The following is an 11,773-nucleotide window of genomic DNA, read 5'->3' on the forward strand; positions in this document are numbered from 1 at the left end:
CGCGCTGCGCGCGGCCCGCGCCCCCCCCCCCGCGGGCGGGCCGGGCGCGCGCCCCCCCCCCCCGGGCGAGCGCAGCGGCGTATCAGAGCCCGTCGATCCCGGTAGCGCCGGGCCACGCCCGGCGAGCGCAGCGGCGTATCAGAGCCCGTCGATCCCGGTAGCGCCGGGGCCACGCCCGGCGAGCGCAGCGGCGCATCCCGATCAGTACCCCGCCGCAGTGAACGCGTCGAGCACCGCATCGCGCAGCGCATCAGGCAGCGCCTCGATGTCCATCGCGCGATCATCCAGGTGCAGCCGTGGGTCCAGGCTGCTGATGCGGTCCTGGGCCAGCGCCTGCAGCCACAGCAGCACGCAGATCACGAACTCACGCTCGTGCCCCGGGTGCAGGTGGCGGGCACCGCGTTCGATCACCTCGAACGGGTACCACTCCTGCTCATCGTTGAGGATGCCGCCCTGCTGCATGAGCACCTGCAGCTCCTGCAGATGGCGCCGGGCATCATCGCCGGGATCGCACAATGTGGCGATCCAGGACAACTCCTCCGCGCTGGCAGACAGCGCCAGCGACCGGGCCGGCAACGCGGTTGCAACCTGAGCCAGACCTTCCATGTGGGGCCTCTATCGGCATGTTCCGCTGCGGACTCCCCCGCAGCCAGAGCTTCCGCGCGACACCGTAAGGCCGACGTGAATGATCGGCAGGCACCCCTTGTCTGCGGCCCCGGCCAGCGCCATATCCACTGGGCTGCCCGCCCCTCGGGCCCGTAACTGGAGATCTGCCGTGACCGCTGCCAACCCCCTGCTCGATTTCTCCGGCCTGCCGCGCTTCGAGGCGATCCGCCCCGAGCACGTGGCGCCGGCGCTGGACGTGCTGCTGGCCGAGGCCGAGGCCGCCGTCAACGCAGCCGAGCAGGTGCAGCCGGTCCGCTGGGACACCTTCGTGGTCCCGCTGGACGATGCCACCGAGCGGCTGTGGCGCGCCTGGGGCCTGGTCGGCCACCTGCAGGGCGTGGTCAATACGCCGGAACTGCGCGAGGCCTACAACAGCAACCTGCCGCGGGTGACCCGCTTCGCCAGTGCGCTGGGCCAGAACCTGGCGCTGTACCGCCAGTACCAGGCACTGGCCACCGGCCCGGAGGCGGGGACCTTCGATGAGGCCCGGCGCAAGGTGCTGGACAATACGCTGCGCGACTTCCGCCTGGGGGGCGCGGAGCTGGCGCCGGACGCCCAGCAGCGGTTCGCTGCGATCAAGGAAGAACTGTCGGCGCTGTCCGCGAAGTTCTCGCAGAATGTGCTGGACGCCACCGATGCGTGGTCGTTGATCGTGGAAGACGAAGCACGCCTTGCTGGCGTGCCGGACGACGTGAAGGCTGCCGCGCGTGCGGCAGCGGCGAACGATGGCAGGGACGGTTGGAAGTTGACGCTGCAGATGCCGTGTTACCTGCCGATACAGACATGGGCCGAAGATCGTGACCTGCGCGAGATCCTGTACCGGGCCAGCGCGCAGCGCGCTTCCGAATTCGGCGATGACGCGTTGGACAACAGCGGCAACATCGACCGCATCCTGGCCCTGCGTGCCGAACTGGCCGCACTGCTCGGCTTTGATTCCTACGCCGACTACTCGGTGGCCACCAAGATGGCGCAGGACCCGGCCGAAGTGCTGGGCTTCCTGCGTGACCTGGCGTCGCGCGCCAAGCCGTTCGCGGCCAGGGACCGTGCCGAACTGGAGCAGTTCGCGCGTGACCACCTGGGCATCGACAGCCTGCAGGCCTGGGACCTGGCGTTCGCGGCCGACCGCCTGAAGCAGGCGCGCTACAGCTATTCCGAGCAGGAGGTGAAACAGTACTTCACCGAGCCGAAGGTGCTGGGTGGATTGTTCTCGGTGATCGAGCAGCTGTATGGACTGCGCGTGCAGGAGGACAGCGCGCCGGTCTGGCACGAGGACGTACGCTTCTTCCGCCTGGTCGATGCGCAGGACGCGCTGGTAGGCCAGTTCTACCTGGATCTGTACGCCCGTGAGGGCAAGCGCGGCGGTGCGTGGATGGACGATTGCCGCAACCGGCGCGAGCGTGCCGATGGCAGCGTGCAGACGCCGCTGGTGTATCTGGTGTGCAACTTCGGTCGCGGTGCCAGCGGCAGGCCGGCTACGTTCAGCCACAATGAAGTGACCACGCTGTTCCATGAAATGGGCCATGGCCTGCACCAGCTGCTGACCCGGATTGGTGAGCTGGGCGTGGCCGGCATCAATGGCGTGGAATGGGATGCGGTGGAGCTCCCCAGCCAGTTCATGGAGAACTTCTGCTGGGAATGGGACCACCTGCAGCGCATGACCGCGCACGTGGAGACGGGTGAACCGCTGCCACGTGCGCTGTATGAGCGCATGCTGGCCGCGCGCAATTTCCACAGCGGCATGGCGACTGTCCGCCAGCTGGAGTTCGGTCTGTTCGACATGCTGCTGCACAGCCAGTTCGAGCCCACGCAGGACAGTGTGCTGGCACTGCTGGAGCGCGTGCGCGGCGAAGTGGCGGTGAATCATCCGCCAGCCTGGAACCGCTTCCCGCATCAGTTCAGCCACATCTTCGCCGGTGGCTATGCGGCCGGCTACTACAGTTACAAATGGGCCGAGGTGCTCAGTGCCGATGCCTATGCGGCGTTCGAGGAAGCACCGCAGGCGTTGGCCGCGACCGGTGCACGTTTCCGCGACGAGATCCTCTCGCGCGGGGGCAGCCGTCCAGCGGCCGAGAACTTCAAGGCCTTCCGTGGCCGTGCGCCGCAGATCGATGCGCTGCTGCGCCATTCGGGCATGGCGTAAGCCGCTCTGGTAGGTGCCAACCTTGGTTGGCACTTCCTGGCAATGGTGCGGACCAAGGTCCGCACCCACCGGAAAGCGGTGCTCTATTCGGCGTAGATCATCTTCCGGGTCATGCCGCCGTCGACGATGAAATCCTGGCCGGTGGTGAATCCGGACAGCGGCGACAGCAGGTACACCGCCAGCGCGCCGATGTCTTCCGGGCGGCCGACGCGGCCGACCGGGTGCTGTGCGTGGTCGATGGCCGAATACTCGGGCGCATGGCGCCGGGAGGGCGCCTGCCACTCGCTGGTGCCGATCCAGCCCGGACTGATGCTGTTCACCCGTACCGCCGGTCCGGCGCTGATTGCCAGCGCGTGGGTGAATGCCACCAGTCCGCCCTTGGCCGCGGCATAGGCTTCGCTATGGGCTTCGGACTGCCGGGCGCGGGTCGAGGCGATGTTGATGATGGCGCCGGCGCCACCGGATGACAGTGCCGGCAGGGCATGCCGGCTGCACAGGAAAGCGCCATGCAGCGATGACAGGCGGCGCTGCCATTCGTCCCACGCCATGTCCTGCAGCGGCGTACCGTGCGCACCGGCGATGCCGGCATTGTTGACCAGGCCATCGATGCCGCCAAACCGCTGCACCGCCTTGGCGATGAACGCGCGCACGCTGGCTTCGTCGGTGATGTCCAGGGGCTGGAACGCCGCATCGTCATCGCGATGCCATTCGGCCAGGCAGGCGTGGCCGGCTTCCGTATCCAGATCACCGATCAGCACGCGGCCGCCGGCACCGAGCACGGCCTGGGCGATGCCGCGGCCGATGCCATTGGCGCCACCGGTGACCAGCACCACCTTGCCCGCCAGCGGCGCGGCAGGCCAGGCAGCGATCGGCGGAGCCGCGCTCATGACAGGTCTTCGCCACGCAGGCGGCGATGCCAGCCGTCCACGCCGATGCGGTCCAGCGTCTGGATGTTGCGCTCGACGATCACGTCCGGATCGGGGAAGGCGTCCACCGCGCGTGCCACGCTGTCCTCGCGCAGCAGGTGCAGCGTGGGATAGGGCGCGCGGTTGGTGTAATTGCTGGCGTCGTTGGCGGCCACGCCTTCGAACTGGTAGTCCGGATGGAAGCTGGCCACCTGCAGGATGCCCTGCAGATCGAGCGCCTCGATCGCCGCGTCGGCGTTGTCGAGGAAGTCGTTGTAGTCCAGGAAATCCGTCAGCACCTGCGGGTGCACGATCAGGGTGGTGTCGATCTGCTCGGCCGGCGTGTCCCGCAGCAGCACCAGTTCCTCGGCCAGCTGTTCGACCAGTGCTTCGGGGGTGGTGGCATCACTGAGCACGAAGCGGACCTGGTCCTTCACATATACGGCCTTGGCGAACGGACACAGGTTCAGGCCGATGACGATGCGCTCCAGCCACAGGCGGGTGGCGGCGATCGGGTCGTCGGTGGGCAGGGCGATATCGGTCATGGCGGGCACATCGGCGGGCGAGGTCGCCATTGTAGGCAGTGTGCCGCCGCTGCGCTGTTCACTGTGCAGGAACTGGACAGTCGCCATGCTGCAAATCCCCGCCGATTCAAGCCTTTGCAGGCCACCGGCAGATGGCCGATTGCCTGCTGCGGGCGGTAGGCGTGGAATGGACGCACGACACAGGAGGACACCCATGACTGCATCTTCTCCGTGGCTGCCGGACGCCCTTTGGGCCGGCGCCCTCTTCGATGGCCGGTGGCAGGCGGCCGCGCAACGGCAGCCGGTGATCGAGCCGGCCACCGGTAACACGCTCGGCCAGATCGGCCTGGCCGACCCGGCGCAGGTGGCGCGCTCGGCGGCGGCCGCTGCGCAGGCGCAGCAGGCGTGGGCGGCGGCTCCGTACGAACAGCGCGCTGAAGTGCTGCGCAAAGCGGCACGCCTGGCCGAAGAACACATCGACACCCTGGTCGAATGGCTGGTACGCGAAAGCGGCTCCACCCGCCTGAAGGCAGGTTTTGAGGCCAAGGTGACCATCAAGGCACTGCACGAGGCTGCGGCGCTGCCGTCGCGCAGCACCGGCGAGATTCTGCCTTCCGAGCCGGGCCGACTGAATCTGGCGCGGCGCCGACCGCTGGGTGTGGTAGGGGTCATCTCGCCTTTCAACTTTCCGCTGTATCTGGCCATGCGCGCGGTGGCGCCGGCCATCGCGCTGGGCAACGCGGTGGTACTCAAACCTGACCCGCGCACAGCGGTGTGCGGCGGGGCGGTGATCGCACGCCTGTTCGAGCAGGCCGGCCTGCCGGCAGGCGTTCTGCACATGCTGCCCGGTGATGGCGCGGCCGGCGCTGCGCTGACCAGCGATCCGCACGTGGCGATGATCCAGTTCACCGGCTCCACCGCCGCCGGGCGCAAGGTCGGAGAGGCGGCGGGCAAGCATCTGAAGAAGGTCTCGTTGGAGCTGGGCGGCAAGAACTCGTTGATCATCCTCGATGATGCCGACCTCGACCTGGCGGTGGCCAACACCGCGTGGGGGGTCTACCTGCATCAGGGCCAGATCTGCATGGCGACCGGCCGCGTGCTGGTGCAGCGGAAGATCCACTCCGCTTTCCTGCAGAAGCTGGTGGCCAAGGCCAATTCATTGAAGGTGGGCGATCCGGCGCGCGAGGACGTGGCGATCGGTCCGCTGATCAATGCCGGCCAGCGCGACCACGCCACGCGCGTGGTCGAGCAGGCAGTGCAGGCCGGTGCCTCGCTGGAGGCCGGAGGTACCCATCGCGATCTGTTCTTCGCGCCGACCGTGCTTGGCAACGTCGCTGCTGACAATCCGGCGTTCAACGAAGAAATCTTCGCGCCGGTGGCGGTGGTGGTGCCGTTCGACGATGACGACGATGCCGTGCGCCTGGCCAACGACAGCGAGTACGGCCTGTCGATGGCCATCGTTTCCAGCAATGTCGGCCGCGCACTGAAGCTCGGCGAGCGCCTGCGCACCGGGCTGCTGCACATAAACGATCAGACCGTGAACGACGAGGTGATCAATCCCTTTGGCGGCGTCGGAGCATCCGGCAATGGCACCAGTATCGGCGGCCCCGCCAACTGGGAGGAGTTCACACAGTGGCAGTGGTTGACCGTCAAGGGCGAGGCACCCACTTACCCGATCTGATCGAAGGAGCCATCACGATGAACGACATTACGGCAACACGCGAGATCACCGCCGCAGTGGTCCGCGGCAAGGAACAACCCTTCGTCATCGAGCAGGCCCGGCTGCGCGGCCCGCAGGAGGATGAGGTCCTGGTGAAGGTGGTAGCCACCGGCCTGTGCCACACCGACCTGATCGTGCGCGATCAGTACTACCCGGTGCCGTTGCCCGCGGTGCTGGGTCACGAAGGCGCCGGCGTCGTGGAGGCGGTCGGCCCCAACGTAAAGGAACTGAAAGCAGGGGATCACGTGGTGCTGACCTATGGCGCCTGCGGCCACTGCAATCCGTGCCGGGGCGGTCATGGCGCCTACTGCAGGGATTTCTTCGCGCTGAACTTCGGGGGCGATGATGGCCACGGCCATACCGCCATCACCGATGCGCAGGGTCAGCCGTTGCACGACCATTTCTTCGCGCAGTCTTCGTTTGCCACCTATGCGCTGGCGCGCGAGATCAATGCGATCAAAGTGCCCGACGATGCGCCTCTGGAACTGCTGGGCCCGCTGGGCTGCGGCATCCAGACCGGTGCCGGCGCGGTACTCAATTCGCTGAAGGTACGCTCGGGCAGCAGTTTTGCCAGCTACGGTGCCGGCGCAGTCGGTCTGAGTGCGGTGATGGCGGCCAAGGTCGCCGGTGCCACGACCATCATCGCCATCGATGTGGTGCCGTCGCGGCTGGCACTCGCGCTGGAGCTGGGCGCCACCCACGTGGTCAACAGCCGCGAGACCGATGTGGTCGAGGCCGTGCGCGCCATCACCGGCGGTGGCGCTGATTTCGCGCTGGAATCGACCGGTCGCCCGGAGGTGCTCTCTGCGGGTATCGAGGCCTTGGGGGGCTTGGGCATGATGGGCGTGGTCGGTGCACCAAAGCTGGGCACCACCGCCAGTTTCGACGTGAACAACCTGCTGCTGGGTGGCCGCAGCATCCGTGGCATCGTGGAAGGCGACAGTGTGCCGCAGGTGTTCATTCCGCAGCTGGTCACGCTGTTCCAGCAGGGCCGCTTCCCGTTCGACAGGCTGGTGAAGTTCTACCCGCTGGAGCAGATCAACCAGGCGGCCGAGGACAGCACCCGGGGCATCACCCTGAAGCCGATCCTGCGCATCGCGGCGTGATCTGAGGGCAGGGCTGCAGGGTTTCGCCCTGCACCTGCCGGATGGGCGGCAACCGCAGGCCAATACCTCATCGGAGCGTAACGTGGCGTTGCCGCTGGCCGGTGTACGCTGCGCCCATGATCGCAACCTCCGTCGGGCAACAGCAGCTGGTAGCGGCACGCGCGGCCTTTGCCGAGGGCGACGCGCGTTCATTGAGCGTGTTGCCGCAGCCGTTGCAGCAGTCGTGGATGCGCTCGCGCGCGGCTGGCCTGCAGCCCGGGCAGGAACCGGTCTACCTGCCGCTGCAGAGCGATGGTCGGCATCTGCCCCAGCGCGACGACCGTCGCCTGGCGCGCTGCGTGCAACCGGAGCTGGAACAGCTGTGGGCCGCTTTCGGCGGACGCGGCTGGACGATGTTCTGCGCCAACCGCGAGGGCATGGTGATCGCGCAGCAGGCGCATGGCCTGGAAGACTCGCCCCTGCTGCGGCCGATCCAGGTCGGGCGGCGGCTGGGCGAAAGCGAGATCGGCACCACCGCGCCGGCGGTCAGCCTGGCCGACGACCTGCCAGCGCTGGTGCGCGGCAATGAACATTACCTGCAGCGTTTCGCTCCGGTGTTCTGCCTCAGTGAACCCCTGCACGATCTCGACGGGCGGGTATGCGGAGTGATCGATATCACCGGGCTGGGTGAGCGCGATCCTTCGCTGCTGCAGGGCTATTTCCGGCAGGCCGCACTGGCCAGCGAGAATCGCCTGTTCCACACGCTTGCCGATGTGCACCTGCTGGCGCTGCAGCATGATCCGCGCTGGCTGGCGTCACCCTTGCAGGGGCTGCTGGCGGTGCAGGAGGATGGCCAGCTGCGCGCCGCCAACCGTGTGGCCCGGCGTCTGTTGGGCCTGCCGCGGCGCGGGCCACTGCCGTTGCTGGATATTGCAGCGGTGTTTGCCGGCGCCAGTGCCGCACAGCGGCGGCGCCTGCTGCAGCCGGGGGCGCCGCATCGGGTCCGGTTGGGCGAGGGCAGTGCGGTCTACCTGCAGCATCTGCAGGCGCCGCGCAAGGTCGCTGGCAACAGCGTGCGACGGTCTTCACCGGCGACGATGGCGGCGCCGGCGCTGCGCGATCAGCAGCGTGAAGCGGCGCGCCGGGCGGCGCAGGCGGCGGACGGCAATCTCAGTCTGGCCGCACGCCAGCTGGGCATCTCGCGCACCACGCTGTACAAGCTGCTGCGTGATTGATCGAGCGCGGTGCCGGGCCACGCCCGGCGGAGCAGTCAGTCGCGGAAATTGTTGAACTGCAGCGGCAGCTCGAACTTGCCGGCCTTCAGTACTGCGATCGCGTCCTGCAGATCGTCGCGCTTCTTGCCCTGCACGCGCAGCTTGTCGCCATTGATCTGGCTTTCCACCTTCAGCTTGGCGTCCTTCAGTGCGGCGGCGATCTTCTTGGCCACCTTCTGCTCGATGCCCTGCTTGACGGTGATCTTCTGCCGCGCCTGCGCCAGATTGGTCTCGATGTCGCCGAACTCCAGGCTCAGCACGTCGATGCCGCGCGCTGCCAGACGCGCACGCAGGATGTCGTTCATCTGCTTGAGCTGGAACTCGGTCGGCGCGAACTGGTTGATGACATCGCCATCACGCTCGAACTTGGCGTCCACGCCCTTGAAATCGAAGCGGGTGCTCAGTTCGCGGTTGGCCTGGTCGATGGCGTTGGTCAGCTCGTGGGTGTCGACTTCGGAGACGACGTCGAAGGAAGGCATGGGCGATGCTCCACAGAATTCAGTGCGGACATTCTATCGCGCCGGCCAGCCTGCCCGCTTTCCGTGGCGCTGGGCATCGCTGCAACGGCATCCCGCCGCCGGCTCGGCGATAATGGGCCATGAACGTGCAACGCTCCCCCTCGCACGCGGTGGCCTGGATGGTCGCCGCGGTCGCCTGCTTCTCCCTGATGGACGCCGGCATGAAGCAGCTGGCGGCCAGCTATCCCACCCTGCAGGTGACCTTCCTGCGCGGCGCGGCGTCGTTGCCGTTCGTGCTGGTCTGGGTGCTGGTCAGCGCGGGCCCGCGTTCGCTGGTGCCACGTCGCTGGGGCCTGCATCTGCTGCGTGGCGCGCTGGGCATGGCGATGATCGGCTGCTTCGTGTTCGCGTTGCGCGATCTGCCACTGTCCACCGCCTACACCATCTACTTCGTCGCGCCGCTGCTGATCGCGGCCCTGTCGGTGCCGCTGCTGGGCGAACGGGTCGGACCGCGTCGCTGGGTGGCCATCGGCATCGGCCTGGTCGGCGTGCTGGTGGTGCTGCGGCCCGGCGTGGATGGGTTCATCTCGGTGCCGGGCCTGATGGTGCTGGCCGCGGCCACCGCCTACGCCGTTGCCGCGATCACGGTCAGCCTGCTGACCCGTACCGACACCTCGCAGTCGATGGTGGTCTGGTTCCTGGTCATCATGGCGATCGGCGCGGGCCTGCTGGCGATTCCCGGCTGGAGGCCGCTGCTGCTGGCGCACGCGCCGCTGATCGCGGGCATGGGGCTGGCCGGTGCGCTGGGTCAGATCGCCCTGACCAAGGCCTTCCAGCTGGGCGAGGCATCCATGATCGCGCCCCTGGAGTACAGCGGCCTGGTCTGGGTGATCGGATGGGATCTGGCTTTCTGGGGGCAGTTGCCGGATGGCTACACCTGGGTGGGGGCGGCGATCATCGTGGCGTCGGGCCTGTACCTGCTGCACCGCGAGCGGGTGAACCGCCAGCAGCCGCCGAAGCCGCTGGATCATCCCTGAACCGGTTTGGCCGGGGAGCGGGGTCAGATCCCCACAGGGGCTCTGACCCCGGAATCCGCGCCGGAGTAGGTGTCTTAGAACCAAAAGGAATAACATTCTGGCCCATGGCGCGGGCGCGCGACCGCCGGCGCTGGTAGGCTGCACGCCCCCTTCTGTCGCCTGCCGGTGAGCCGCTCCCGTGATCGAGTTCCAGCGCCTGCACAAATCCTATGCCGTTGCCGGCCGCGCGGTCAGCGCGCTGCAACCGCTGGACCTGACCATCGAGGCCGGCGAGGTCTTCGGCATCATCGGTCATTCCGGTGCCGGCAAATCGACGCTGATCCGCATGATCAACCGCCTGGAAGAGCCTTCCGGTGGCCGATTGCTGATCGGCGGCGAGGACATCACCGCGCTGGACGCTGACGGCCTGCGCTCGCTGCGCCGGCGAATCGGCATGATCTTCCAGCACTTCAACCTGCTGTCCTCGCGCACGGTGGCGGGCAACGTCGCCTTCCCGCTGGAGCTGGCCGGTACACCGAAGGCGGAGATCGACAGCCGGGTGGCCGAACTGCTGCAGACCGTCGGCCTGCAGGCACACGCACAGAAGTACCCGGCGCAGCTGTCCGGAGGCCAGAAGCAGCGCGTGGGCATCGCCCGTGCCCTGGCCACGCGTCCGCAGATCCTGCTGTGCGACGAGGCCACCAGTGCTCTCGACCCGCAGACCACCGCGTCGGTGCTGGCGCTGCTGTCGAAGATCAACCGCGAGCTGGGCCTGACCATCGTGCTGATCACCCACGAGATGGATGTGATCCGCCGCGTCTGCGACCGGGTGGCGGTGCTCGATGCCGGCCAGCTGGTGGAGACCGGTCCGGTCACCCAGGTGTTCCTGCATCCGCAGCATCCCACCACCCGCCGTTTCGTCAGCGAATCGGAGCATGTGGACGAAGGAACGCTGCACCGTGATTTCGACGCCGTAAGTGGGCGCATCGTGCGCTTGACCTTCCTCGGTGGCGATACCTACGAACCCCTGCTGGGCAGCATCGCGCGCCAGACCGGGGTCGATTACAACATCCTGTCCGGGCGTATCGACCGGATCAAGGACACGCCGTATGGCCAACTGGTCGTAGCCCTGGTCGGTGGCGATCACGCCGCCGCGCAGGCCGCGTTCGTGGCCGCTGGCGTGCATGTCGAGGAACTGCGTCGATGATCATTGCTGCTGCGGACGGATTCTTCCGCCACCTGGACGCCGGCAAGTGGGCCGATATCGGCCAGGCCACCATCGACACCCTGCTGATGCTGGCCGGTTCGTTGCCCTTGACCCTGGCCATCGGGCTGCCGCTGGGCGTGCTGCTGTATCTGTTCGGTGCGCCGCAGATGAAGCGTCGTCCGTTCGCCTATGGCGTGCTGGCGCTGGTGGTCAACCTGCTGCGCTCGGTGCCCTTCATCATCCTGATGATCGTGCTGATTCCGGTGACGCTGTTCATGATGGGGACGTCGCTGGGTGTTCGCGGTGCGATCGTGCCCCTGGTGATCGGCGCCGCACCGTTCTATGCGCGGCTTGTGGAAACCGCGCTGCGCGAAGTGGACCGTGGGGTGATCGAGGCGACCCAGGCGATGGGCGCAACCACCTGGCAGCTGGTCACCCGTGTGCTGCTGCCGGAAGCGCGGCCGGGCCTGATCGCAGGTGCCACGGTCACCACCGTTGCGCTGATCGGCTTCACCGCCATGGGCGGTGCGATCGGCTCGGGCGGCCTGGGCGATCTGGCGTTCCGTGATGGCTACCAGCGTTCGCACACCGACGTAGCCCTGGTGACCGTGGTGCTGCTGCTGGTGCTGGTGCAGCTGCTGCAGATGCTAGGCGACCGGCTGGTCGCACATTACACCCGCAGGTAACCGGCACGTCCGCCGGGGGGGGGGCCGCCCCGCCCCGCGCCCCGCGGCGGGGGGGGGGCCCCGCGGCCGGGCGCCCGCGGGGGGGGGCACCG

The 11,773-nt window shown here is 67.8% G+C and carries 11 protein-coding genes; 7 read left to right on the forward strand and 4 right to left on the reverse strand.

All coding sequences use genetic code 11. The features are described from left to right. Window positions 1-201: 201 nt before the first annotated feature. Entirely contained in the window at window positions 202-606 is a 405-nt protein-coding gene (locus ACVOMM_RS18290; protein WP_065175187.1) for a hypothetical protein, read from the reverse strand. Window positions 607-775: 169 nt separating this feature from the next. Between ACVOMM_RS18290 and ACVOMM_RS18295 the strand changes: the two genes are divergently transcribed. Further along, window positions 776-2,806, forward strand: a complete 2,031-nt coding sequence (locus ACVOMM_RS18295; RefSeq protein WP_111186210.1) for a M3 family metallopeptidase — start codon at window positions 776-778, stop codon at window positions 2,804-2,806. Between the two features lie 83 nt (window positions 2,807-2,889). On the opposite strand, the gene ACVOMM_RS18300 is transcribed toward ACVOMM_RS18295, so the two are convergent. Together ACVOMM_RS18300 and ACVOMM_RS18305 are read right to left on the reverse strand one after the other, a co-directional pair. Then, complete coding sequence (locus ACVOMM_RS18300) at window positions 2,890-3,693, reverse strand: SDR family oxidoreductase (protein WP_481526603.1); 804 nt, start codon at window positions 3,691-3,693, stop codon at window positions 2,890-2,892. Further along, the gene (locus ACVOMM_RS18305; protein WP_053519826.1) at window positions 3,690-4,256 is read right to left on the reverse strand and encodes a DUF1415 domain-containing protein; all 567 of its coding nucleotides are present in this window, start codon (window positions 4,254-4,256) and stop codon (window positions 3,690-3,692) included. Before ACVOMM_RS18305 ends, ACVOMM_RS18300 begins: the two co-directional genes overlap by 4 nt. Before the next feature lie 193 nt (window positions 4,257-4,449). On the opposite strand from ACVOMM_RS18305, the gene ACVOMM_RS18310 reads away from it, so the two are divergent. From ACVOMM_RS18310 to ACVOMM_RS18320, 3 genes are all read left to right on the forward strand, one after another. Next, window positions 4,450-5,916, forward strand: coding sequence for a benzaldehyde dehydrogenase (locus ACVOMM_RS18310; protein ID WP_180876827.1), 1,467 nt, complete (start codon window positions 4,450-4,452; stop codon window positions 5,914-5,916). A gap of 17 nt (window positions 5,917-5,933) precedes the next feature. Next, window positions 5,934-7,061, forward strand: coding sequence for an NAD(P)-dependent alcohol dehydrogenase (locus ACVOMM_RS18315; protein WP_180876829.1), 1,128 nt, complete (start codon window positions 5,934-5,936; stop codon window positions 7,059-7,061). Window positions 7,062-7,177: 116 nt separating this feature from the next. Continuing rightward, on the forward strand, window positions 7,178-8,275 hold the full coding sequence (locus ACVOMM_RS18320; protein ID WP_065181776.1) for a helix-turn-helix domain-containing protein: 1,098 nt from the start codon (window positions 7,178-7,180) through the stop codon (window positions 8,273-8,275). A 35-nt stretch (window positions 8,276-8,310) separates the two neighbouring features. Here ACVOMM_RS18320 and ACVOMM_RS18325 read toward each other — a convergent pair whose 3' ends face one another. Beyond that, window positions 8,311-8,793: a YajQ family cyclic di-GMP-binding protein gene (locus ACVOMM_RS18325; RefSeq protein ID WP_053519819.1), complete on the reverse strand. Its 483-nt coding sequence runs from the start codon at window positions 8,791-8,793 to the stop codon at window positions 8,311-8,313. A gap of 119 nt (window positions 8,794-8,912) precedes the next feature. Here ACVOMM_RS18325 and ACVOMM_RS18330 point away from each other — a divergent pair, with 119 nt between their 5' ends. The 3 genes from ACVOMM_RS18330 to ACVOMM_RS18340 all read left to right on the forward strand — a co-directional run bounded on the left by ACVOMM_RS18330 (window position 8,913) and on the right by ACVOMM_RS18340 (window position 11,681). Next, window positions 8,913-9,809, forward strand: coding sequence for a DMT family transporter (locus ACVOMM_RS18330; RefSeq protein WP_180876831.1), 897 nt, complete (start codon window positions 8,913-8,915; stop codon window positions 9,807-9,809). A gap of 178 nt (window positions 9,810-9,987) precedes the next feature. Then, window positions 9,988-10,995 (forward strand): methionine ABC transporter ATP-binding protein, encoded by a 1,008-nt coding sequence (locus tag ACVOMM_RS18335; RefSeq protein ID WP_065181774.1) that lies wholly within the window; start codon window positions 9,988-9,990, stop codon window positions 10,993-10,995. After that, entirely contained in the window at window positions 10,992-11,681 is a 690-nt protein-coding gene (locus ACVOMM_RS18340; protein WP_053519816.1) for a methionine ABC transporter permease, read from the forward strand. Before ACVOMM_RS18335 ends, ACVOMM_RS18340 begins: the two co-directional genes overlap by 4 nt. The last annotated feature ends 92 nt before the right edge of the window (window positions 11,682-11,773 follow it).

The sequence above is a fragment of the Stenotrophomonas sp. STEN009 genome (genome assembly GCF_056760395.1).